This is a genomic window from Pseudomonas tremae (genome assembly GCF_001401155.1).
In the GTDB taxonomy this organism is placed as follows: domain Bacteria; phylum Pseudomonadota; class Gammaproteobacteria; order Pseudomonadales; family Pseudomonadaceae; genus Aquipseudomonas; species Aquipseudomonas tremae.
In genome coordinates this window covers 23,830-47,876 of the sequence record NZ_LJRO01000024.1, presented here as the reverse complement: position 1 = coordinate 47,876, position 24,047 = coordinate 23,830, and the positions used below count along the sequence as shown (strand labels likewise).

Annotated in this window: 22 protein-coding genes and 1 pseudogene; 12 read left to right on the top strand and 11 right to left on the bottom strand. The window is 59.0% G+C overall.

Going from position 1 to position 24,047, the window contains the following annotated elements:
• The first annotated feature begins 144 nt into the window (after nt 1-144).
• Entirely contained in the window at nt 145-1,668 is a 1,524-nt protein-coding gene (locus ALO43_RS00780; RefSeq protein WP_024691514.1) for a fumarate hydratase, read from the top strand.
• Nucleotides 1,669-1,968: 300 nt separating this feature from the next.
• Here ALO43_RS00780 and ALO43_RS00775 read toward each other — a convergent pair whose 3' ends face one another.
• The 5 genes from ALO43_RS00775 to ALO43_RS00755 all read right to left on the bottom strand — a co-directional run bounded on the left by ALO43_RS00775 (nt 1,969) and on the right by ALO43_RS00755 (nt 6,058).
• A complete protein-coding gene (locus tag ALO43_RS00775; protein ID WP_053931486.1) occupies nt 1,969-2,451 on the bottom strand; it encodes a hypothetical protein in 483 nt (160 codons plus the stop codon).
• 346 nt (nt 2,452-2,797) lie between these two features.
• Entirely contained in the window at nt 2,798-3,955 is a 1,158-nt protein-coding gene (locus ALO43_RS00770; RefSeq protein WP_024671727.1) for a phospholipase D-like domain-containing protein, read from the bottom strand.
• Nucleotide 3,956: 1 nt separating this feature from the next.
• Complete coding sequence (locus ALO43_RS00765; RefSeq protein WP_005889104.1) at nt 3,957-4,538, bottom strand: YceI family protein; 582 nt, start codon at nt 4,536-4,538, stop codon at nt 3,957-3,959.
• A 78-nt stretch (nt 4,539-4,616) separates the two neighbouring features.
• Complete coding sequence (locus ALO43_RS00760) at nt 4,617-4,955, bottom strand: hypothetical protein (RefSeq protein ID WP_053480779.1); 339 nt, start codon at nt 4,953-4,955, stop codon at nt 4,617-4,619.
• A complete protein-coding gene (locus ALO43_RS00755; RefSeq protein WP_024671729.1) occupies nt 4,952-6,058 on the bottom strand; it encodes a serine hydrolase domain-containing protein in 1,107 nt (368 codons plus the stop codon). Before ALO43_RS00755 ends, ALO43_RS00760 begins: the two co-directional genes overlap by 4 nt.
• 344 nt (nt 6,059-6,402) lie before the next feature.
• On the opposite strand from ALO43_RS00755, the gene olsB reads away from it, so the two are divergent.
• Nucleotides 6,403-7,158 carry an L-ornithine N(alpha)-acyltransferase gene (olsB, locus tag ALO43_RS00750; RefSeq protein ID WP_054996972.1) on the top strand — a complete coding sequence of 252 codons (756 nt, stop codon included), beginning with the start codon at nt 6,403-6,405 and terminating at the stop codon, nt 7,156-7,158.
• Entirely contained in the window at nt 7,158-7,964 is an 807-nt protein-coding gene (locus ALO43_RS00745) for a lysophospholipid acyltransferase family protein (RefSeq protein WP_024671730.1), read from the top strand. The genes olsB and ALO43_RS00745 overlap by 1 nt, the downstream gene beginning before the upstream one ends.
• Here the strand turns inward: ALO43_RS00745 and ALO43_RS00740 are convergent.
• Entirely contained in the window at nt 7,922-8,521 is a 600-nt protein-coding gene (locus ALO43_RS00740) for an acyl carrier protein phosphodiesterase (RefSeq protein WP_005889096.1), read from the bottom strand. The genes ALO43_RS00745 and ALO43_RS00740 overlap by 43 nt on opposite strands.
• Nucleotides 8,522-8,684: 163 nt before the next feature.
• Between ALO43_RS00740 and ALO43_RS00735 the strand changes: the two genes are divergently transcribed.
• From ALO43_RS00735 to ALO43_RS00725, 3 genes are read left to right on the top strand one after another with little or no spacing between them, the layout of a single operon-like run.
• A complete protein-coding gene (locus tag ALO43_RS00735) occupies nt 8,685-8,999 on the top strand; it encodes an ArsR/SmtB family transcription factor (RefSeq protein WP_005889094.1) in 315 nt (104 codons plus the stop codon).
• A gap of 30 nt (nt 9,000-9,029) precedes the next feature.
• The gene (locus ALO43_RS00730; protein ID WP_024691522.1) at nt 9,030-10,196 is read left to right on the top strand and encodes an MFS transporter; all 1,167 of its coding nucleotides are present in this window, start codon (nt 9,030-9,032) and stop codon (nt 10,194-10,196) included.
• 21 nt (nt 10,197-10,217) lie between these two features.
• The gene (locus ALO43_RS00725) at nt 10,218-11,267 is read left to right on the top strand and encodes an alkene reductase (RefSeq protein ID WP_005890759.1); all 1,050 of its coding nucleotides are present in this window, start codon (nt 10,218-10,220) and stop codon (nt 11,265-11,267) included.
• Nucleotides 11,268-11,347: 80 nt separating this feature from the next.
• Here ALO43_RS00725 and ALO43_RS00720 read toward each other — a convergent pair whose 3' ends face one another.
• The 4 genes from ALO43_RS00720 to ALO43_RS00705 all read right to left on the bottom strand — a co-directional run bounded on the left by ALO43_RS00720 (nt 11,348) and on the right by ALO43_RS00705 (nt 15,169).
• Entirely contained in the window at nt 11,348-12,109 is a 762-nt protein-coding gene (locus ALO43_RS00720) for a hypothetical protein (RefSeq protein WP_042932326.1), read from the bottom strand.
• 158 nt (nt 12,110-12,267) lie between these two features.
• On the bottom strand, nt 12,268-13,119 hold the full coding sequence (locus tag ALO43_RS00715) for an ATPase (protein WP_005890764.1): 852 nt from the start codon (nt 13,117-13,119) through the stop codon (nt 12,268-12,270).
• 84 nt (nt 13,120-13,203) lie between these two features.
• Nucleotides 13,204-14,196, bottom strand: coding sequence for an NAD-dependent epimerase/dehydratase family protein (locus ALO43_RS00710; protein ID WP_005890766.1), 993 nt, complete (start codon nt 14,194-14,196; stop codon nt 13,204-13,206).
• A 73-nt stretch (nt 14,197-14,269) separates the two neighbouring features.
• A complete protein-coding gene (locus tag ALO43_RS00705) occupies nt 14,270-15,169 on the bottom strand; it encodes a LysR family transcriptional regulator ArgP (protein WP_054996971.1) in 900 nt (299 codons plus the stop codon).
• A 95-nt stretch (nt 15,170-15,264) separates the two neighbouring features.
• On the opposite strand from ALO43_RS00705, the pseudogene ALO43_RS00700 reads away from it, so the two are divergent.
• The 4 genes and pseudogenes from ALO43_RS00700 (at nt 15,265) to ALO43_RS00685 (ending at nt 20,616) form a co-directional block, all read left to right on the top strand.
• A pseudogene (locus ALO43_RS00700) lies at nt 15,265-15,866 on the top strand (LysE/ArgO family amino acid transporter).
• 190 nt (nt 15,867-16,056) lie between these two features.
• Nucleotides 16,057-16,638, top strand: a complete 582-nt coding sequence (locus ALO43_RS00695) for a superoxide dismutase (RefSeq protein WP_005890774.1) — start codon at nt 16,057-16,059, stop codon at nt 16,636-16,638.
• Nucleotides 16,639-17,024: 386 nt separating this feature from the next.
• Nucleotides 17,025-19,076, top strand: coding sequence for a putative bifunctional diguanylate cyclase/phosphodiesterase (locus tag ALO43_RS00690; protein ID WP_054996970.1), 2,052 nt, complete (start codon nt 17,025-17,027; stop codon nt 19,074-19,076).
• Between the two features lie 184 nt (nt 19,077-19,260).
• Nucleotides 19,261-20,616: an imelysin family protein gene (locus tag ALO43_RS00685; RefSeq protein WP_024670859.1), complete on the top strand. Its 1,356-nt coding sequence runs from the start codon at nt 19,261-19,263 to the stop codon at nt 20,614-20,616.
• 82 nt (nt 20,617-20,698) lie between these two features.
• Here ALO43_RS00685 and ALO43_RS00680 read toward each other — a convergent pair whose 3' ends face one another.
• Nucleotides 20,699-21,328: a pyridoxamine 5'-phosphate oxidase family protein gene (locus ALO43_RS00680; RefSeq protein WP_005890781.1), complete on the bottom strand. Its 630-nt coding sequence runs from the start codon at nt 21,326-21,328 to the stop codon at nt 20,699-20,701.
• Between the two features lie 161 nt (nt 21,329-21,489).
• On the opposite strand from ALO43_RS00680, the gene ALO43_RS00675 reads away from it, so the two are divergent.
• Both ALO43_RS00675 and ALO43_RS00670 read left to right on the top strand, forming a co-directional pair.
• Nucleotides 21,490-22,917, top strand: coding sequence for a di-heme oxidoreductase family protein (locus ALO43_RS00675; protein WP_054996969.1), 1,428 nt, complete (start codon nt 21,490-21,492; stop codon nt 22,915-22,917).
• A gap of 61 nt (nt 22,918-22,978) precedes the next feature.
• Entirely contained in the window at nt 22,979-24,043 is a 1,065-nt protein-coding gene (locus tag ALO43_RS00670; protein WP_005890788.1) for an imelysin family protein, read from the top strand.
• The last annotated feature ends 4 nt before the right edge of the window (nt 24,044-24,047 follow it).

Here is a 24,047-nt window from a genome sequence, read left to right as displayed (position 1 = left end):
CAGCCTGCTCTTCACGGCGGGTTATACTGCCGCGCCTTTTTGCGCCCGCTACGGCCAACCCTGCAGCTCTGGTTCAAGCCGCAGTTCCAGACTGCTGCCGATAGCGTAATTGAATGTTCCCGTCATAACAGAGGAGCGCGCCGCATGACCGTGATCAAGCAAGACGACCTGATTCAGAGCGTTGCAGACGCACTGCAGTTCATTTCCTATTACCACCCCGTGGACTTCATTCAGGCCATGCACGAGGCGTATCTGCGCGAAGAGTCGCCTGCCGCTCGCGACTCCATCGCCCAGATCCTGATCAACTCGCGCATGTGCGCGACCGGTCATCGCCCGATTTGCCAGGACACCGGCATCGTCACCGTTTTCGTGCGCGTCGGCATGGACGTACGCTGGGACGGCGCCACCATGGGCCTGGACGACATGATCAACGAAGGTGTGCGTCGCGCCTACAACCTGCCTGAAAACGTGCTGCGCGCTTCGATCCTCGCCGACCCGGCAGGCGCTCGCAAGAACACCAAGGACAACACCCCCGCCGTCATTCACTACTCCATCGTTCCGGGTAATACCGTCGAAGTGGACGTAGCGGCAAAAGGCGGCGGCTCGGAAAACAAATCGAAGATGGCGATGCTCAACCCATCCGACTCAATCGTCGACTGGGTACTGAAGACCGTACCGACCATGGGTGCGGGCTGGTGCCCACCCGGCATGCTCGGCATCGGCATCGGCGGCACTGCTGAAAAAGCGGCGGTCATGGCCAAGGAAGTGTTGATGGAGTCCATCGACATTCATGAACTGAAGGCACGCGGCCCGCAAAGCCGTATCGAAGAGATGCGCCTGGAGCTGTTCGAGAAGGTCAACCAGTTGGGCATCGGTGCTCAGGGCCTTGGCGGTCTGACCACCGTGCTCGACGTCAAGATCATGGATTACCCGACCCACGCCGCTTCACTGCCGGTGTGCATGATCCCCAACTGCGCCGCCACCCGTCATGCTCACTTCGTGCTCGACGGCACCGGCCCTGCCTCGCTGGAAGCGCCATCGCTGGACGCCTACCCGGAAATCGTTTGGGAGGCCGGCCCTTCGGCCCGTCGCGTCAACCTCGACACCCTGACCCCGGAAGACGTGCAAAGCTGGAAACCGGGCGAAACCGTGCTGCTCAACGGCAAGATGCTGACTGGCCGCGACGCTGCGCACAAACGCATGGTCGAAATGCTCAACAGGGGCGAAACCCTGCCGGTTGACCTGAAGGGTCGCTTTATCTACTACGTCGGCCCGGTTGATCCGGTGCGCGAAGAAGTGGTCGGCCCCGCCGGCCCGACCACAGCCACGCGGATGGACAAGTTCACCCGTCAGATCCTCGACCAGACCGGCCTGCTGGGCATGATCGGCAAATCCGAACGCGGCCCTACCGCTATCGAAGCGATCCGTGACCACAAGGCCGTTTACCTGATGGCTGTCGGCGGCGCTGCGTATCTGGTCGCCCAGGCGATCAAGAAATCCCGAGTCGTGGCCTTTGCCGAACTGGGCATGGAAGCGATCTACGAGTTCGAGGTCAAAGACATGCCGGTCACCGTGGCGGTCGACAGTACCGGTGAATCCGTACACATCACCGGCCCACAGATCTGGCAGAAGAAGATCAGCGACAGTCTGGCGGTGGAAGTGCAGTAAGGCTTCGCATTACAAGGAAGGAAAACTGGCAATGCCGCCAGTTTTCCTTCCCTGCTGCCAACGATTACCGGGCTATCAATAACTCGCACTCCCCCGCCCCCAGCTCGGCCTACTTGACCCTATTTTATGACACGTTCTCACAGTTGCCGTTACTTACCGCCAAGCACCAGCCTGCAATACATACCCTACACTAACCAGAGACCTTTCAACCCCGATTAACAGGCGGGAGCTGCTGCGCAAACTTGAAATACAAATGATGATAAGCGCAAGCATCCTGCTATATCTTGTTCTGAGCACTACCTAAAAAGGCTGAGACACATCATGCTGAGTCAATGTGATCCGGTAGCTTCGTAACGTCTCGCCTTCGGTAATGTATTGCTTACTGAAATAAGCATAGACAGCGCCTGTTACCTCTACGCCCACACCGTTGGGTGTGTCGGAAATCTTTGCGTCACCAGGGTCGCTGTCCGTCAGCAGGAAAAGATGAGTTTCATTCAACTGCTTCAACACGTCCGAGTCGTTGCCTTCCAGACGTTTGCTTATGTAAAAACGCAAGGTGTTCAGATCTGTCGCGGGTGCCAGGTAGCGGCTGATGTAAAGCCAGTCGCCCTGCGGCAGCTCGCGTTTCATCAGCAGTTCGTCTGCCCCGGAAGGGCTATCCAGATAATCGAACAACGTGAACTTCAAAACCACAACCGAGAACAGCAACCAGAAGAAAAACTTATAGTTTAATTTAAGATTGAGACTTTCCTGCTCTGAAGCATTTTTCCTTTCGCTATCCACCTTCAGTCCTTTTTTACCGCAAGATTTATAATCGGGGCGCTATATTCTGGGGGCTGCCTTGATAAAAATAATGTACCCACGCTGATAGAAAGGCAACGAAAAAATGCTAAAAAACCTTAAGACAATGCATTTTAGGAAACAGTAGAAGGATGCATCTATTTCAACTGAAGAAAACTTCAGTCAATGTTCCGGCCTCTTTTATTCGGCTGTACAGTCCCCCAAACTTCATCGATGGTCACCGAGTTATCGATCAGGTTTGGCCGGTCTGCTTTTGGTATACCGCTCGCTGGGCCGCTTCGCATAACCACCATGCCAACGCAGGGCCATCGTCAGCCCCGCGTACACTTCAATTCCGCTGGTCCAGCAAGTTCACCACCAGCCGGTCAATCCAGCCCCACAAACGCTGTTTGACGCGCCGCCACAGTGGTCTGGCTTTCCAGTCTTCCAGCGTGATTTCAGTGCTCAGGGCGAAGTCTTTTTCGAAGCTGGCGACTACGTCCCGGGTCAATCCCGGGTCCAGGGCTTCGAGGTTGGCCTCCAGGTTGAAGTGCAGGTTCCAGTGATCGAAGTTGCATGAACCGAGGCTTACCCAGTCATCGATCAGCACCATTTTCAGGTGCAGGAAGCACGGCTGGTATTCGAAGACCTTCACACCGGCACGCAGCAAGCGCGGGTAATAGCGGTGACCGGCGTAGCGCACGGACGGGTGATCGGTGCGCGGCCCTGTCAGCAACAGACGTACATCGATGCCACGCGCGGCTGCGCTGCGCAACGCACGACGGACTTTCCAGGAGGGCAAGAAATACGGCGTAGCCAGCCAGATACGCTTCTGCCCGCTGTGCAGGCTGCGGACCAGCGATTGCACAATGTCGCGGTGTTGACGGGAATCGGCATACGCGACGCGGCCCAACCCTGTGCCGGACGTCGGGACTTTCGGCAAGTGCGTCAGACCAAAATTCTGCTTCGGGCGCCAGGCAAAGCGTCGTGCATTGGCGTGGAACTGCCGGTCGAACAGCGCCTGCCAGTCGAGCACCAGCGGTCCGGTGATCTCCACCATGACCTCGTGCCACTGGCTGACGTCTTTGTCCGGCTCCCAGAATTCGTCGGTCACACCAGTACCGCCGACTACCGCCAGGGTTTTATCCACCACCAGTATCTTGCGATGGTCGCGGTAGAAGTTACGCACACCACGCCGCCAGTGAATCGGGTTGTAGAAGCGCAGGATGACACCGGCATTGATCAGTTGCTGACGCAGGCCCGCATCGAAAGCTTTTGAGCCGAAATCATCGAACAGGCAGCGCACGATGACTCCGCGTCTGCCCGCATCTACCAGTGCCCGCACAATGGCATCGGCGCAGGCACCGGCTTCGACCAGGTACAACTCCAGGTCAACCTGCTGCTCGGCGCGGTCGATGGCCGCAATCATGCGCGGAAAGAACGCAGGGCCGTCGATCAGCAATTGAAACTGGTTGTCTTCACGCCACGGAAATATCGTGCTGGCCATATCAGCGCGCCGTGAAGATCAGTACAGCGCCTACAGGTACTGACAGGCTGATCGCAGACAATCCCGCAGCGTCACGCAAAGCAGTGAAGTCCGGCACCAGATCGAAGTCCTGAGCATGAACCACCAAAGGTTCCAGCGTCACCACCTGAAAGCGGCGCTCATCAAGCCGTGTCGCCAGCAACTCGGCGTTGTAAGTGTGGGTTTTGCCCCGCAGGCTGACAGACAGCGGCAAGCGCAGTTCGAGTTGCGCGCCAGGCGCCAGGTCATTGATGGGCCGCATGTCGAGCTGAGCGGTGATTTGCGCAGCAGGAAACTTGCGCACCTGAAACACTTGTTCGCGAAGGCGCTCGTCGCGCAACGGAATGCCGGTGCTGACTGAATCCGTCTCGATCCCTACTTCGGCTAGCCCGTTGTTGTCGACCTTGCCATGCAGCACCAGAAAGCGATGCACTTCGGCAATGTCAGCATTTTTGGTCGAGGTGAAAGACAGTCGCGATGACTCGTTATCCAGATACCAGTTCGCCTGGGCAGGTAACGCCACTGCGGCCAGCGTGACCAGCAGCAGGCGATTTATGTTGAACATGCAGACTCCGGAGGTGCATTTGAGGGCTACCTTACCGCCTGTCAGACCTCCGGCAAACTGCTATGTTCGCCGGAATCTCTACAGCGCGGGTGGTTGCAGACGACAGCCCTGTCGTTCACCCTGCCAGGCTGCACTGCTGGTGCGTCCGAGACCACTGGCCACCACCCGCTTTTGGCCGGCGTCGTCAGTCAGGGTGCTGGGCACGTACTGTTTGACGTACGCCCGGCAGTAGGCTTCCGGGTTGTTCATCACATACCGGCACGAGCAATATTCCTTGGCAGTGTAGGCACTGATGATGGTCGGAAATGCTTGCAGGTTCACGCGGTACTGCCAGGCAAGTACTGCGAGCGTGGCAATGATCAGAATCAGCAGGCTGCTGAACGGGCGACGCAGAATGAAGAGTCGACGGCTACTCATTGGCCAGTCTCCTTGCCGAATGCCGCAAGCAGAAGCTTGAGCATTTGATCGTGGTTGTAAGTGCCGTCGCGGTCATCGGCATAGCGCACGATCACCAGCTTCTGGCTGGGGATTACATACAACGCCTGCCCCCAATGTCCAAGGGCCGCGAACGTGTCAGGCGGCGCGTCCGGCCACGGGCCTTTGCCTCCATCCAGGGTGCGGTTGAGCCACCACTGACCGCCCGGGACTTCAACGCTGGCGTCCACTTGCTCGCCCGCAAACGGCGTCAGGACAAAACCGAGCCATTCCTTATTGAGTAACTGCCGACCCTGCCATTCGCCACCGCGTTGCATCAGCAGGCCGATACGCGCCAGATCGCGAGCAGTCATGTAGGCATAGGACGACCCTACAAATGTCCCGCTGCCATCGGTTTCCCAAACGGCGCTGTGGATACCGAGCGGGTCGAAAAGCGCTGTCCACGGGTAGTCCGCGTACGCGGGTTGCCCGACCATGGTTTTCAATGCAGCAGCCAGAACGTTGCTGTCGCCGCTGGAATAAAGGTACGCCTTGCCCGGTGGCCTGGCTGCCGGGTGATCGGCTGTGAAATGCGCCATATCGTCACGCCCTCGGGTATAGAGCATGGCGACTACAGAAGAGTTGAGCGGAGCGTATTCGTAGTCCTCCTGCCAATCCAGACCAGAGGCCCAATTCATCATGTGCTTGATGGTGATGTCGGGATGTTTCTCGAACGGTGCGTAGAACTTCGCGACCGGATCATTCAACTGAAAGCGCCCGTCTGTAAACGCCACGCCCAATACGGTAGCCATGATGCTTTTGCTGATCGACCAGGTCAGGTGCGGGGTCTGTTCAGTGGTGACACCAGCATAGTGTTCGTACACCACTTCCCCGTCGCGGATAACCAGGAGCGCATCGGTGCGGATGCCCTTGCGGGCCTCGTCGTCACGGGGCGGGAACGCGTAGGTGTCGAGCGCTTCGATTGCCGGGGCCGGGGATACGGCTCGGGAAGACCACTGCTCTGCAGGCCATGTTTCAGCAATGACGCCCTGGGTGCCGAGACACAGGAGCAGAAACAGACTCAGGCGGACAGTTCCAAGAGGCATGGCAGGTTCCCAAAATGGTTATCCGCGAACTGTATCAGGGCTTCATGACAGTCAGCTGATGCTGATGGATCGTTCTTCACCTTCAAGAGCGTCCAGAAATGCATGCCCTCGCTGGAGCATGGACACGATGGGCGTGCCTTCGGAGACCTATCGTTCTGCGGCGTTTGCACGCGCGTATTGCTCCTCTCAAATGCTCATGAAAAGGCTTCACGACCTCCGTCACACAACCATCACCAAAGCGTCACAGGCATGACACGCCATCTCCCTAGCCTGCAGTTACGGCAAAGCGCCTGGACAAATCAGTCAACCAGCCAACTCTGCAAGGCTGGCTCATGGAGATTCGTATGACCCAGATCGCCCGCATTCGTGACAACACTTCTGAACGTCGTCTTCAGGCCGAGCGCCTGATTGGAACGCGCGCCTTGCAGGAAGCACAGGCGTTGCGTTTCAGTGTGTTCAGCGAAGAGTTCAACGCCCGCCTCAATGGCGCTGAACAAGGGCTGGATATCGATGATTACGATATTCACTGCTCACATATCGGGGTTCGTGACTTGAACTCCGGGCGTCTTGTAGCCACCACGCGGCTGCTTGACCACAAAGCCGCCAGTACCCTCGGCAGCTTTTACAGTGAAGAAGAATTCAGCCTGCACGGCCTGGCTCATCTGCAAGGTCCGATTCTGGAACTGGGCCGCACCTGTGTCGACCCGGCGTACCGCAACGGTGGCACCATTACCGTGCTGTGGAGCGAACTGGCCGAAGTACTCAATGAGGGCGGCTACAGCTACCTGATGGGTTGCGCGAGTATCCCGATGCAGGACGGCGGAATTCAGGCCCACGCGATCATGCAGCGCCTGCGCGAACGCTATCTGTGCAACGAACATCTGCGCGCCGAGCCGAAGAACCCGCTGCCGACTCTCGACATCCCCAACAACGTCATCTGCGAAATGCCGCCGCTGCTCAAGGCCTACATGCGCCTCGGTGCCAAGATCTGTGGCGAGCCTTGCTGGGACGAGGATTTCCAGGTAGCAGACGTGTTCATCCTGCTCAAGCGCGATGACCTGTGCCCTCGCTACGCGCGCCATTTCAAGGCGGCCGTGTAATGAGCAGGGTGCGCGGCTATGCCCGCGTAGCCAGAGTGCTGATGGTGGTGGCGCTCGGCTTGACGATTGCCGGAGCATTCGCGATTCTGGAACGCATTAAATTCGGCAGTACGATGGAGCGCAGGCAGCGCTGGAGCCGCTGGTTCATGGCCCGCCTGAGTAACGCGCTGCCGTTTCGGGTGACCGTCACCGGCGAGCTGCCAAAGCAGCCGATGCTGTGGGTGAGCAACCATGTGTCATGGACCGACATTGCACTGCTGGGGATGCTCGCGCCACTGTCGTTCCTGTCCAAGGCCGAAGTGCGGACCTGGCCAGTGGCCGGCTGGCTGGCCTTGAAGGCAGGTACGCTGTTCATCCGTCGTGGCTCGGGCGACAGCCGTCTGATCCAGAAGCAAATGTGCAGTCATCTGCAACAAGGCAACGCACTGCTGATCTTCCCGGAAGGCACCACCACTGACGGCAAGGGCTTGCGTACCTTCCACGGGCGTCTGCTGTCCAGCGCCATCGAAGCGGGTGTGCCGATTCAGCCGGTAGCCATTGGTTATTCGCGCGACGGCAAGCCTGACCCGATTGCTCCGTTCATTGGCGATGATGACTTGCTGTCACATTTGCGCCGACTGTTCGCCAACGAGCAAAGCGACGTGCACATACATTTGCTGACGCCGATCCAGACTGCGGATCAGGAGCGTGCGGCCTTGGCCTTCAAGGCTCAGCAGGCTGTGCAAGTGGCATTGTTTGGTGAACCCGAGATCGGCGAGCCTGCTCAGTCGGGCGAAGCGGTCTCTCGCCCGGCCAGAGCGGCCTGAGCGAAATCCTGCAACTGCGGGTAAAACTCGGCGAAGTCATCACTCAAAGGCTGGTAGAGCGCCTGCAGTTCGTGCATGCCGCCTGCCAGCCCTTCTGGTCGTGACAAACGGCTGGATATGCCCCGCAGCACCTGCTCCAGCACCTCGAACTGTCGATAAGAACCCAACCAGTCCTGCGCTGCCATGCGCGGTGCAATCAGCGCCAGGCGCTCGGGCAGTTGCGACTCGGCAGCCAGCGTGCCGTAGACCTTTCGGGTGAACACATCCAGCGGTAGATCGGCATACAGATGCCAGTCGCGCGCCAGACAGTGATCAAAAAAAACATCGAGCATGATGCCCGCGTAGCGCCGTCGCTGTGCCGGAAACCGGGCAATGGAGGCCTTGATCAGCGGGTGGCTGTCGGTGAAGGCATCGATACTCCGGTGCAGACGGATGGCGGCTTCAAGCTCCGCCGGAAAGCGCCCCGGCAGCGGACCTTTGACGAAATCGCCATACAGGCTGCCAAGCAATTGGGCGGGACGATACCCGCCGAGATGAAGATGTGCCAGATAGTTCATGGCAGCAAGCGTACGCCGCTTGCAGGCATGCAGTCCATATATCGATATAACCCGATATACCGATTTATTCACCTCTAAGCACAAAATCATATTTGTATATCGCGAAATACAGATATAAGGTTCGCCCTATCGCGATATATCGCTACACGCCTGTGAGAACGACATGCAGATCGACCTCGACGACATAATAAAAGCTCTGGCCCACCCGGTCCGCCGAGAAATCCTGACCTGGCTGAAGGACCCGCGCGCGAGTTTTCCTGCGCAGGAATATTCGATCGAACACGGCGTCTGCGCCGGGCAGATCGATCAACGTGCAGGTTTGTCCCAGTCAACGGTGTCGGCCCACCTTGCAACGCTGCAACGCGCCGGGCTGATCAGCAGCAAAAAGGTCGGCCAGTGGCACTTCTTCCGTCGTAACGAAGAGGTGATCCAGGCCTTCGTTGAGGCGCTGGTTCACGAGCTGAACAACCCGACCTGATTTTTTCCACCTTTTTCCAGGAGATGCCTTGTGCCCCTTTCGCTACTCATTCTGGCCCTGAGCGCCTTCGCCATCGGCACCACTGAATTCGTCATCATGGGCCTGTTGCCCGACGTTGCCGCCGACCTGGGTGTGTCCATTCCCGGAGCAGGCTGGCTGGTGACCGGCTATGCGCTGGGCGTGGCAGTCGGCGCGCCGTTCATGGCAATGGCCACAGCAAAACTGCCGCGCAAGGCAGCGCTGGTTACGCTGATGGGGATTTTCATCATCGGCAACCTGCTCTGTGCGCTGGCCAGTGATTACAACGTGCTGATGTTTGCCCGCGTGGTCACGGCGCTTTGCCACGGCGCATTCTTCGGTATCGGCTCGGTGGTCGCCGCAGGACTGGTGCCCGCCAATCGGCGTGCCTCGGCGGTAGCCTTGATGTTCACCGGCCTTACCCTCGCCAACGTGCTGGGTGTCCCACTGGGCACCGCGCTGGGTCAATACGCAGGCTGGCGCTCGACCTTCTGGGCCGTGACCGTCATCGGGATCATTGCACTGATTGGCCTGATCCGCTTTCTGCCGACCAATCGCAACGAAGAAAAACTCGACATGCGTGCCGAACTGGGCGCCTTGCGAGGTGCCGGCATCTGGCTGTCGCTGACCATGACCGCGTTGTTTTCAGCCTCCATGTTCACGCTGTTCACTTACATCGCACCGCTGCTCGGCGAAGTGACCGGCGTGTCACCCAATGGCGTGACCTGGACCTTGCTGCTGATCGGTCTTGGCCTGACGGCAGGCAATGTGATCGGCGGCAAAATGGCTGATCGTCGTCTTTCGTCGACGCTGATCGGGGTGTTCGCTTCGATGGCCGTGATTTCCACCGCCCTGAGCTGGACCAGCATCGCGCTGATACCGACTGAAATCACCCTGTTCCTCTGGGCGGTTGCGGCCTTTGCCGCCGTACCGGCCCTGCAGATCAACGTGGTGACCTTCGGCAAGGCCGCGCCCAATCTGGTTTCCACCCTGAACATCGGCGCCTTCAACGTCGGCAACGCGCTCGGCGCCTGGGTCGGCGGCAGTGTTATCGCCCACGGCCTGGGCCTGACCAGCGTGCCTCTGGCGGCAGCCGTCCTGGCGGTGCTCGCGCTGCTTATAACCCTGATCACATTTCGTCAGACCGGCAATCCGGATCTGGCCCACGCTACCCACTGATCAATCCCGAGGATTCGATACATGACGACTATCTTTGACCCGATCACCATTGGCGATCTGCAACTGCCCAACCGCATCATCATGGCGCCCCTGACACGCTGCCGCGCCGACGAAGGCCGCGTGCCCAATGCAATGATGTCCGAGTATTACGTGCAGCGCGCTTCGGCAGGCCTGATCCTGACTGAAGCCACCTCGGTAACGCCGATGGGCGTGGGTTACCCGGACACCCCCGGCATCTGGTCCAACGATCAGGTTCGCGGCTGGAGCAACATCACCAAAGCCGTACACAACGCTGGCGGCCGCATCGTCTTGCAGCTGTGGCACGTAGGCCGCATTTCCCACCCTTCGTACCTGAATGGCGAAACTCCGGTTGCGCCAAGTGCCATTGCTGCCGAAGGCCATGTAAGCCTGATGCGCCCTATCACTCCGCTGCCGGTACCGCGCGCACTGGAGCTGGCGGAAATCGGCGACATCGTCGAGGCCTATCGCATCGGTGCAGAAAACGCCAAAGCGGCGGGTTTCGATGGTGTCGAGGTCCACGGTGCCAACGGCTACCTGCTTGAGCAGTTCCTGCTGACGGGGTCCAATCAGCGCACAGATCAGTACGGCGGCTCGGTGGAGAATCGCGCTCGTCTGCTGCTGGAAGTGACTGATGCAGTCATTGAAGTCTGGGGCGCTGGTCGCGTCGGCGTGCATCTCTCGCCTCGCGCCGACATGCATGACATGAGCGATGAAAGCCGTGCCGAAACTTTTGGCTACGTGGCCAAAGAGCTCGGCAAGCGCGGTATCGCGTTCATCTGCGCCCGTGAGCATGATGCTGAAGACAGCCTTGGCCCGCAGTTGAAAGAAGCCTTCGGCGGTGTGTATATCGCCAACGAGAAATTCACCAAGAACACTGCCAATGCGTGGCTGGCAGAAGGCAAGGCCGATGCCATAGCGTTCGGCGTGCCTTACATTGCCAACCCGGACCTGCCAGAGCGTCTGGCCAGCGATGCGCCGCTGAACGAACCGCACCCTGACACCTTCTACGCCAAGGGGCCGGTCGGCTACATCGACTACCCGCGCCTGTAACCCGACGCTGCAACAGCAAAAACCCTGACTCGCAAGAGCCAGGGTTTTTTCGTCTGAATTTATTGCGCTTCAAACGCAATCTAGGTCGCGACTATTCCTAACACATTGCCTTCGGCATCAGTGATGGTGCCATCCGGCAACTTCCAGCGCCCGTCCGGGTAGTTGACCGAGCCATCAGCCATGACCCAAGTGCCGTCCTTGTGCAGAACCGCACCATCGGGGTGCTCGATCGAACCATCTGCATGGACGGTGGTGCCATCCAGATGCTGCGTGGTGCCGTCGGGACGAGTCACGGACTCGCCATCTGCAGCGGCAACACTTCCGTCAGGGTGACTGACCGTACCATTAGGGTTGAAAACGCTATTGAGCGGGTGGACCAGTTGTAAAACGCCAGTGACGGTATTGACGACTGCCAGTAGCTTGTCCAGACGCGAAGGCGCTTCAGGGACCGGCGGCGTTGTCTGCACAACCTTTGGGTTGGTAGAGGGTTTTACGCTTGGTGTTACCGGAGGTTTCACATGTGGCTTCTGCGGATCCACTACCTTGACCCGAGGTTTCACAGGCGGCTTCACGGGTGGCTTCAGCGGCTCAACCACCTTGGCCGGTGGCTTCACAGGCGGTGTCACGGGTGGCTTCAGCGGGCTAACCACCTTGACCTGAGGTTTCACAGGTGGCTTGACCCTTACCTGAGGTGCGTGCTGGATAGGTGTGAAGTCCGGGCTTGCTGGCGCATCCCCCTCGGGAGGTGAGCTCATCATGGCAGGTTCGTCTGCCCACTTGCCCATGTCCTCAGCCGGACTGTGTACCTGTTCGGTCGTTTGTTGTGCGGTATCGGTATCCATATCAATGATTCCATTCATTCCTGAGTATCCATTTAGTTAACAGCCAGGCAAGCGTAAGCCCTCCTCTAACCGGCAAGCACATAACTATTTAACGAGGAGAAAAATCGTGGCGGTTGCACTTGCCTGCTGCGACAAATCGCGACAGGCAATGCACGGCATCAACGGCGTGAGTTGAGCTGCTGAGACAGGTTCTGAATCTGGCTGGTAAGGGTATTTATGTTGCGGGTTACCTGAGCACGAAACGCATCGAACTCAGCGGTGTTGGTTCCTGCTGACGGTGCCGGACGATTCTCCTGCTCGCTTTTGAGCACCATCAGGTCCTGCTCGACCCGCGCAATGGCGGCCGACGGATCGCCCTGTTTCTTCAGTGTCGCCACATCAGCCGCCAGGCTTTTGATTTGCGTGTCCAGCTTGCCCTGCTCGGACTGTGCCGTTTTCAGGTCAGGCAAAGACGACTTCAGGGTTGCCAGTTCAGCCACGACGGCTTTCAGTTGCTCTTGCAGCTGTGCGCTTTCGGTCTGCTGCTGAGCGGTTTGCGCAGCCATCTGTTCCAGACGCTTGTCGAGACTGCCCTGCTGGCCCTCGACGCCCTCACGCTGCTTGTCCTGATCTTCCAGCTGCGCTTCCAACAGCTTGATACGCTGTTTGAGCGCTTCTCCGTCACTGGACAGCGCTTCGTTCGCGACCACCTTGCCGGAAATATCCTGCAAGCGTCCGGCAGCTTCTTCGCTGATGCGTGCAAAGCTCTCCTGGGTGGCGACCAGTTGCTGCTCCATCAGAGAAACCTGCTGAAAACTCCACCAGCCCAGACCGCAAAAAGCAATGAACAGCGCGCCGACCAATGCCCACAACGGGCCGGTACTCGGCCCCTTTACCTTGACCACAGGCGTGGTGCGCGAATAGACCGTGGTGCGCTCGCGCGCGCCATTGCCAGGCTCGAAGTCATCATCGTCGTCCTTGGCGCTAAGGCTGGGAACGTCATCGACGTCATCGTATGGATCGTTGCGCATGAATAACCCTTCAGGAAGCTGTTAAACCAAAGTCGGGCAGTATAACAACAGCGCCTGTTCAATCTCACTGTGCCACTACCGCATTCAGATTGCGTGCTGTGCCTGCCACCAGCCACAGAACTCATCCAGCGCCGTCCATAGACTGACTTGAGGCTGATAGTCCAGATAATGCCTGGCGCGGCTGATATCAAGCGTAAAATCCTTGTTCATGACCTGCATCCCCAGCCTCGACAGGGTAGGTTCAGGTCTGCCCGGCCAGAGCATACAGGCACCTTCGTTAATCGCCGCCGCGCTGTAGGCCAGGCCGTATGAACGATAACGGGTAACCTGAGGCAAGTGCATTTGCCGCATCACGTAGTTGATCGCGTCCCACAGCGGTACCGGCGTGCCATTGCTGATGTTGTAGGCCTTGCCCAATGCCGCTCCGGTCGCCAGCAAGCTGCTCAACAGGGCTTCGTTGAGGTTTTGCATGCTGGTGAAATCCACCACGTTCAGGCCGTTGCCGACAATCGACAATCGTTTCTTGCGCTGCATGTGCAGCAGGCGCGGGAAAATGCTGTTGTCGCCTGCACCGGTGACAAAGCGCGGCCGCAAGGCAATAACTTCCAGCCCGAACTCCTCGGCGCCGAACACCTTCTGTTCCGCCAGGTATTTGGTCGCCGCGTAATGGTTGTGAAAACGCTTGGGGACCTGTTCTTCCTTGATGTCACGCCGGGAGCGCCCATCAAAATAGATTGATGGCGATGACAGATGGACCAGCCTTCTTACTCTTTGTTTCAGGCAGGCTTCGACGATGTTCTCGGTCAGTTGCACGTTACCCTGCAAGAAATCCTGACGACGCCCCCATACACCGACGGCACCTGCGCAATGCACCACTGCCTCGACGTCGTCGCACAATGCACGGACAAGATAAGGATCGGCGAGGTCGCCCTGAACGAATTCGGCGCCACGCCTGACCAGATGCTCGACACCTTCGGCACGACGGCCATTGATCCGCACGCTCATGCCCTGCTCCAAGGCGAAACGCGCGAAGCGTCCCCCGATGAAGCCGCTTGCGCCGGTGACCAGAATCTTCATTTACCGCTCCATTAACAGGTCTGCAGAAAGGCAACAACCTGCCTGCATGAATTACACATGATCGTACTGACGATCATTCTTCGCCAAGCGGCACCAGCCAGCGCGCCGAGTGTTGCGCAAGGTGTTCGGTGAGACGCGTGAGCAACTGACCGCCGTTGCGCCAATGATGCCAGTACAACGGCACATCGATGTAGCGCTCGGGGAGCAGCTCACCCAACGTGCCATTATGCAATTGCTCGCGCACCTGCAGCTCGGGCGCCAGCCCCCACCCCATACCGGCCTCGATCATACGGATGAACCCTTCGGATGACGGGCACAGGTGGTGTTCGAAACCGTCCTGCACCCCCAGCAGTGCCAGGTAGCGATGCTGCAGCAAATCGTCCGGTCCGTACACCAGCGCTGCCGATCTGGACAGTTTTTCAGCGCTGACACCGTCCGGGAAATGCCGCTCGATAAATGCCGGACTGGCCAGCGCGCGATAACGCATTGCACCCAGCAACAGGCTGCGCGCTCCGGCCACAGGGCGTTCGCTGCCACACAGGCAGGCCGCAACGTCGCCAGCCCGCATACGTTTGAGCCCGACGTCCTGATCTTCGACGACCAGATCGAGCAACAGCCGATGTTGCGCGCAGAACGCGCCCACTGCCGATGCCCACCAGGTCGCGAGACTGTCTGCATTCAAGGCGATTCGCAAGCGCTCGGGCATGCCATCCTCATCCAGCGACGGCACCTGGCTGAGCAAGTCACGCTCCAGCAGACGTACCTGTTGCACATGATTGAGCAGACGTCGCCCGATGTCGGTCGGGGCGGGAGGCGTCGCGCGCACCAGCACCGGCTGACCAACGCGCGCTTCGAGCAGTTTGATGCGCTGTGAAACCGCCGACTGGGACAGGCCAAGCACCTGAGCAGCACGCTCGAAGCCAGCCTGTTCGATAACCGCCGCAAGCGCTGCCAACAACTTGTAATCGAACATCACTTTTCCTAATGGGCGATCAGCATTATTGGTTTTCCTTATACCGTTCAACACAACAGAATCGCCACCTTAATCAGCTCGACGGGACATTTTCCATGTGGCAAAGCTACCTCAACGGCCTGCTGATAGCGGCAGGGCTGATCATGGCCATCGGTTCGCAAAACGCATTCGTCCTGGCTCAAGGCTTGCGTCGTGAACACGCAGCTCCCGTTGCCCTGCTGTGCATTGTCTGCGACGTGATACTGGTCGCTGCCGGGGTATTCGGCCTGGCCAGTGTGCTGGCAGCTAACCCGACCTTGCTGGGCGTGGCGCGCTGGGGCGGTGTGATTTTCCTCAGTTGGTATGGCGCGCTGGCGCTGCGTCGAGCCTGCTCTCGACAGAGCCTTGAACAGGGCGCCGCGGTGGGCGTCAGATCGCTGCGTGGGTGCTGTTGAGCGCTCTGGCCGTCACACTCCTGAACCCGCATGTTTATCTGGACACCGTGTTGCTGATTGGCTCGCTCGGCGCGCAACAAAGTGTGCCCGGCGCCTACGTGGCCGGTGCCGCCAGCGCCTCGCTGATATGGTTTTCAGCCCTTGCCGCAGGCGCGGCGTGGCTCGCGCCCTGGCTGGCACGCCCCGCTACATGGCGCCTGCTGGACGCAATGATTGCAGTGATGATGTTCAGCGTGGCGTGGCAGTTGATCGGTTCGGCCTGAAGTTTTCATGTCCATTCAGGCAACAGCTGGAACCTCTATCCCACACAGTTGTTGCGTGGTTAAGCCGCAGACCCGGTGCTATGATCCGGGGTCTGCGCCGCAAAAGAGTAAAACTCCCGGTGCACGCTGTAACTGGCCGCCCGTGATCGGCCGTGCGATTACCGCAATTGACCTGTAAAGGAGATAAACCATGGCTTTTGAATTGCCACCACTGCCCTACGCCAAAGACGCTCTGGTGCCGCACATTTCTGCGGAGACTCTGGAATATCACCACGACAAGCACCACAACACCTACGTCGTGAACCTGAACAACCTGGTGCCAGGCACCGAGTTCGAAGGCAAGACCCTGGAAGAGATCATCAAGACTTCTTCGGGCGGTATCTTCAACAACGCCGCTCAGGTCTGGAACCACACGTTCTACTGGAACTGCCTGGCGCCAAACGCCGGCGGCGAGCCTACCGGCGCGCTGGCTGATGCAATCAACACTGCATTCGGCTCGTTCGAGAAGTTCAAGGAAGAGTTCAGCAAGACCTCCATCGGCACCTTCGGCTCCGGCTGGGGCTGGCTGGTGAAGAAAGCTGACGGCAGCCTGGCACTGGCCAGCACTATCGGTGCAGGCAACCCGATCACCAGCGGCGACAAGCCGTTGCTGACCTGCGATGTCTGGGAACACGCTTACTACATCGACTACCGCAACCTGCGTCCAAAGTATGTAGAAGCGTTCTGGAACCTCGTAAACTGGGACTTCGTGGCCCAGCAATACGCCGCCTGATTCCAGCGTCACAAAAAACCCGGCCCGGTGCCGGGTTTTTTTATGTTCCGCATTCGGAGATTAATACCGCCGGAACGATGAACTTGCATTGAGCGTCAGAGATAGACTTGTCGGTCACACAAATGACGAATGTTTTTTTCGCCTGCCGCACGGACTTTGTGTATTGTCGGAAAAATCCGGACTGATTCGTACCACGACGTAATTCTTTACAGTGTTCTGCTCAAGTTACGCTTACTGCCTCCCGATACGCTGGGTTGGCTTTGGCCGGTGGGTGCAGGGAACGCGAAGATCGACCAGATGCACCTTTAAGTTGTCATTGCGGGTGCACCTGGTTTTTCGAGGGCCGTGAAGTTATTCGCCCTCCGACACGAACTAAGGAACGGCCATTGAAGCTGGAACTCAAGAACAGCCTGTCGGTGAAGCTGCTGCGCGTCGTGCTGCTTTCAGCACTTCTGGTGGGCGTCGTGTTGAGCTGTGCGCAAATCGTTTTCGATGCGTACAAGACTCGACAGACTGTCGCCAATGATGCCGAACGCATTCTCGGCATGTTCCGCGATCCTTCGACTCAGGCCGTCTACAGCCTCGATCGCGAGATGGGCATGCAGGTCATAGAGGGCCTGTTTCAGGATGACTCGGTGCGCATGGCGTCTATCGGCCATCCCAACGAAACCCTTCTCGCAGAAAAAGACCGTCCCCTGAAAGCCTCTTCAACCCGCTGGCTGACCGACCTGATCCTCGGCCAGGAACGCAGCTTCACCACACAACTGGTGGGCCGCAGCCCTTACAGCGAGTATTACGGCGACCTGCGTATCACCCTGGACACCGCCAACTATGGCGAAGGTTTTCTGTTCAATGCCGGGGTTATCTTCATCGCTGGCGTGCTGCGCGCCCTGGCGATGGGCTTGGTTCTGTACTTGGTCTATCACTGGTTGCTGACCAAGCCGCTGTCGAAAATCATCGAGCACCTGATCGCCATCAATCCGGACCGGCCCAGCGAGCATCAATTGCCGCTGCTCAAAGGCCACGAAAAAAACGAATTGGGGATATGGGTCAACACCGCCAATCAGTTGCTGGCCTCCATCGAGCGCCATACCTACCTGCGTCACGAGGCGGAAAACAACCTGCAGCGCATGGCGCAATACGACTTCCTGACCGGCCTGCCCAATCGGCTTCAGTTGCAGACCGGGCTGGACAGGATTCTGGAGGACGCCGGGCGTCAGCAACATCGGGTCGCGATTCTCTGCGTGGGCCTGGACGACTTCAAAGGCATCAACGAACAGTTCAGCTATCAGTCGGGTGACCAGTTATTGCTGGCCCTGGCAGACCGGCTGCGCGCTCACAGCGGACGCCTCGGCGCACTGGCGCGACTGGGGGGCGATCAGTTTGCGCTGGTTCAGGCCAACATCGAGCAACCCTATGAAGCGGCAGAGCTGGCGCAGAACATTCTGGACGAGCTGGAAGCACCTTTTGTGGTGGGTGATCAGCAGATCCAGCTGCGAGCGACCATCGGCATTACCCTCTTCCCCGAAGACGGCGACAGCACCGAGAAGTTGCTGCAGAAAGCCGAACAGACCATGACCCTGGCCAAGGCCCGTTCGCGCAATCGGTATCAGTTCTACATTGCCAGCGTGGACAGTGAAATGCGCCGTCGACGTGAACTCGAAAAAGACCTGCGCGAAGCCCTGCCACGCAATCAGCTTTATCTGGTCTATCAGCCGCAGATCAGCTACGTCGATCACCGCGTGGTCGGCGTGGAGGCGCTGATCCGCTGGCAACACCCCGAGCACGGTCTGGTGCCGCCAGACGTATTCATTCCTCTGGCCGAACAAAACGGCACTATCATCGTTCTTGGTGAATGGGTGCTCGATCAAGCGTGTCGCCAGTTGCGCGAGTGGCTCGATCAAGGCTTTACCGATCTGCGCATGGCGGTCAACCTGTCGACTGTGCAACTGCACCATGCCGAGCTGCCACGCGTGGTCAACAACCTCTTGCAGATCTATCGTCTGCCGCCTTGCAGCCTGGAACTGGAAGTCACTGAAACCGGCCTGATGGAAGACATCACCACGGCCGCCCAGCACCTCCTCAGCCTGCGGCGCTCTGGCGCGCTGATTGCCATCGATGATTTCGGCACCGGTTACTCATCACTGAGTTACCTGAAAAGCCTGCCACTGGACAAGATCAAGATCGACAAGAGCTTCGTTCAGGACCTCATTGACGACGACGATGACGCGACCATTGTGCGTGCAATCATCCAGTTGGGTAAAAGCCTGGGCATGCAAGTCATTGCCGAAGGCGTGGAGACTGTCGAGCAGGAGGCCTACGTGGTGACCGAAGGCTGCCATGAAGGCCAAGGCTACCTGTACAGCAAGCCGCTGCCCGCTCGGGAATTGCTGGCCTACCTGAAGCAGGGTCGACAGGGCAGCACTGCGTTGCACTGAGTGAACGTGACTTGGCTTCAAGCAGACTGCCGCCGGCTCCTGACACTGGCTGTTACAACCGTTTGATGGCCTGAACACGGCCACAAAGGCGTTTTGCCTTTACATCGAATGCAAATCCTTCGCATTATGTCGCAGATTTTATGGGCGTACCCCGCCATCACCTTTTTCGACTCAGGATTCCGTCATGATTCGTATGCCTCTGGCAACCGCTAGTCTGTTGGCCATCGCTATCTCTCTCGCCGGTTGTGGCGAAGGCAAGGACAAGGCTGCCGCTCCGGCTCCGGCAGCACCCGCTGCTCCGGCTGCCGCTCCTGCTGCACCCGTTGCCGCGCCCGCGCCTGCCGCCCAGACCGACGACGCGGCAGCCAAAGCCGTGGTCGCGAATTATGCCAACATGGTGTCTGCGGTATTCGACGACGCCGAGGCCGGTGCCAAAAAACTGAGCACGGCTGTCGACGCGTTTCTGGCCAAGCCCAACAACGAAACCCTGAAAGCAGCCCGGGATGCGTGGGTCGCAGCACGCGTGCCGTACATGCAGAGTGAAGTATTCCGCTTCGGCAACACCATCATCGACGACTGGGAAGGACAGGTTAACGCCTGGCCCCTCGACGAAGGCCTGATCGACTACGTAGCCAAGGATTACCAGCACGCGCTGGGCAACCCGGGCGCTACTGCCAACATCATCGCCAATACCGAAATTCAGGTGGGCGAAGACAAGGTCGACGTGAAGGAAATCACGCCCGAGAAACTGGCCAGCCTGAACGAGCTGGGCGGTTCCGAAGCCAACGTTGCAACGGGCTACCACGCCATCGAATTCCTGCTCTGGGGCCAGGACCTGAATGGCACTGGCCCGGGTGCAGGCAACCGTCCAGCCAGCGATTACATTGAAGGTGCAGGCGCAACCGGCGGTCACAACGAGCGTCGTCGTGCCTACCTCAAAGCGGTCACCGACCTGCTGGTCAGCGACCTCGAAGAGATGTCGGGCAACTGGCGAGCGGGCGTCGCCGACAACTACCGCGCGTCACTGGAAGCCGAGCCAGGCGAAAGCGGCTTGCGCAAAATGCTCTTCGGCATGGGCAGCCTTTCGCTGGGAGAACTGGCTGGCGAGCGCATGAAAGTCGCACTGGAAGCCAACTCCAGTGAAGACGAACACGACTGCTTCAGCGACAACACGCACAACTCGCACTTCTACAACGGCAAGGGTATTCGCAACGTTTATCTGGGCGAATACACCCGTACCGATGGCAGCAAGGTCAGCGGCCCAAGCCTTTCGTCGCTGGTCGCCAAGGTAGACCCGGCCACCGACGCCACGCTGCGCGCTGACCTGGACGACACACAGGCCAAGCTGCAGGCTATCGTCGACCACGCCAACAAGGGCGAACACTTCGACCAGTTGATCGCCGCAGGCAATACCGCTGGCAATCAGGTTGTTCGTGACGCTATCGCTGCGTTGGTCAAACAGACCGGCGCCATCGAGCAAGCGGCTGGCAAACTGGGCATCACCGACCTGAGCCCGGACAACGCTGACCACGAGTTCTGACAGAACCCGCTTGCTGTAAAAGAATGCCGGTCAGTTCGCTGACCGGCATTCTTTTTGGGTACAGGAACCGCACCGTTCTACGTCAATACAGGGTATCGGCGATGCGGCCCGGCAAGGCTTTGTCATAGGCTTCGCCATCGATTTGCGACGCCGATACCTCTTTCAGTATCTGCCCTGCGGTGGGCAACGAACTGCGCTCCACCTGCCGGGCGACGTCCCACAAGCCAGCCCTGATAACTGCCCGGCTGCACTGGAAATACACACTGGTTACGGTGATACGCAAAACTGATCTGGGCAACTGGCCTTTCATCTCAAAACGCGCCAGCAAATCGGGCTGTATCGATATCTGCGCCGTGCCATTGATGCGCAAGGTTTCACCCACGCCCGGGATGAGAAACAAGAGGGCTACGCGGGGGTTGTCAACGATGTTGCGAAGCGTGTCGATGCGGTTATTGCCGCGCCGGTCAGGCAGGTAAAGCGTCTTGCTGTCCTCGATATGGACGAAGCCGGCCTGATCGCCGCGCGGTGAAGCATCAAGCCCGCCAGGGCCGGAGGACGCAAGCACAACGAAGGGGGCAGACTCGATGAAGGGCCTGTAGACCGGATGAATATGATCGACCTCCTTGACCAGCGACGGCGCTGCGATTGGGCCGTACAACGCTTCCAGCGCCTCGGTGGTTGTCACGTAATCAGAGCTGTGCGTGTTTTTCATCTGTCTGGGTTCTCTGCGGGCATTTGTCGGTCAGGGGCTGTCGGCGTGATGCGTGATGCGTCTAAGCCTCTCATACGTAGCAAACGATAATCCCTCTTATTCAAACCGCACCAGACTGATAAGCTTGCACGCCCCGATTGGCACCTCGTTGCAGGATGAGTATGAGTACGCGGTTTCGTCTTTCCCTTGCTTTGCTCACGGCCCTGGCCCTGAGCGCGTGCGATGACGCCCCGCGCTTTACTCACGCCGAGCCGGGCGAAGCGTTGTCCGGTGGCAGCGCAACGGTCGGGAAGCGCGATCAAAACGCTTTCTCCATGCCCTCAGCCAACCTGTCCCCCGTGCGACGGCTGGATTTCAGCGTCGGTAACAGCTTTTTCCGCAGCCCGTGGGTCATCGCCCCGTCCACAACGACGGCGCGCGACGGCCTGGGTCCGCTGTTCAACATCAACGCCTGTCAGAACTGCCATATCAAGGACGGTCGCGGGCACCCGCCGGAAGATGGCGACAGCAACGCGGTGTCGATGCTGGTCAGATTATCGATTCCGGACGACCCGGCTTACGCCGACCTGATCCGGCGCAACGGTGTATTGCCCGAGCCGACCTACGGCGGACAGCTCCAGGACATGTCCAACCCCGGCGTGGCGCCAGAAGGCAAGGTACGTGTCGAATACGACGCGCTCACGGTCATGTTTCGCGACGGCACCTCGGTCGAGCTGCGCCAGCCGACCCTGCAAATCACGCAATTGGGCTATGGCCCGATGCACCCAGACACACACATCTCTGCGCGTATTGCACCGCCCATGATCGGTCTGGGACTGCTTGAGGCGATTGCCGATGACGCACTGCTCGCCAACGCCGACCCCGATGATAAAAATGCCGACGGGATTTCCGGACGCCCCAACTGGGTCTGGGATGATGCCCAGCAGAAAGTCGTCATGGGGAAGTTTGGCTGGAAAGCGGGACAGCCCACTCTGAACCAGCAGAACGCGCATGCCTTTTCCGGCGACATGGGTCTTACCACTCGTCTGCGCCCGTTCGACGATTGCACGCCGAAGCAGACCGATTGCCTGGCAGCACCCAGCGGCAAGGGCCCCGAGGGCGAGCCGGAAGTCAGCGACAACATTCTGCGCCTGGTGGAGTTCTATACCCGAAACCTCGGCGTTCCGGCACGCCGCAAAGTGGATGACCCTCAGGTGCTGGCCGGCAAGAACCTGTTTTACGAAGCCGGCTGCCAGCAGTGCCATACACCGTCATTCAAGACCCGAAGCGACGCAGCCGAGCCGGAACTGGCCAATCAGGTGATTCATCCGTACAGCGATCTGCTGCTACATGATATGGGCGAAGGGCTGGCGGACAACCGCACCGAGTTCCAGGCCACCGGAAGCGAATGGCGGACGCCGCCGCTCTGGGGCCTGGGTCTGACCGCAACAGTGAGCGGGCACACACAGTTGCTGCATGATGGTCGCGCGCGCAATGCACTTGAGGCGATACTGTGGCATGGCGGCGAAGCCCAAGCGTCACAACGAAAGGTGCTGGCGTATGACGCCGAACAGCGTACAGCGCTGTTGGCGTTTCTGAATTCGTTATGATTGCTCCCATTGCAGAACCTTCTCGTTCAACATCTTCTTTTCGAAAATAAGGAGCCGGACAATGTTCCGACCCAAGTTGTTGCTGACCAGCCTCGCGGCGCTTGCGTTGGGTGCCTGCTCGCCTTCCGACCCTCAGGCCGTCACGTCTGCGGCTATCGCCAAGCAAGTGATCCTGCCGACTTACAGCCGCTGGGTCGAGGCTGACCGCCAGCTGGCCGCCAGCGCACTGGCGTTCTGTCAGGGCAAGACCGATCTGGCCACTGCGCGCGCCGACTTCCTCAAGGCGCAAAAGACCTGGGCCGAGCTGCAACCGCTGTTGATCGGCCCGTTGGCCGAAGGCAATCGCGCCTGGCAAGTGCAGTTCTGGCCGGATAAAAAGAACCTGGTCGGCCGTCAGGTCGAACAACTGGTGAGCGCACAACCACAGGTCACCGTCGAAGAGCTGTCCAAAGCCAGCGTTGTGGTTCAAGGGCTCTCCGCTTACGAATACATTCTGTTCGATGCAGAAATCGACATGGCCAATGCCGAACAGAAAGCTCGCTATTGCCCGCTGCTGATGGCCATCGGTGAGCGTCAGAAGCAACTTGCCGAACAAATCCTCAATAGCTGGAACAGCACCGACGGCATGCTCGCGCAGCTGAGCAAATTCCCCAACCAGCGCTACGCCGACTCTCACGAGGCCATTGCCGAGTTGTTACGGGTGCAGGTCACGGCGCTGGACAGCCTGAAGAAAAAACTGGGCACGCCGCTCGGCCGCCAGAGCAAAGGTCAGCCGCAGCCCTTCCAGGCTGACTCATGGCGCAGCAAATCGTCACTCGGCAGCCTCGAGGCCAGCCTGATCAGCGCCGAAACAGTCTGGACCGGCGTCGACAATAAAGGGCTGCGCGGTTTGCTGCCTGCCGAACAGAAACCGCTGGCAGACAAAATCGACGCGGCCTACGCCAATAGCCGCAAACTGCTCTCGGAACTCAAGCCGCCGCTGGCCGATCTGCTGGCCACCGACGCCGGACGCCAGCAACTCAATGCCTTCTATGACAGCCTGAATGCAGTGCATCGCCTGCATGAAGGTGAACTGGCCAAGGCGTTGGGCATCCAGTTGGGCTTCAACGCCAACGATGGCGATTGATCAT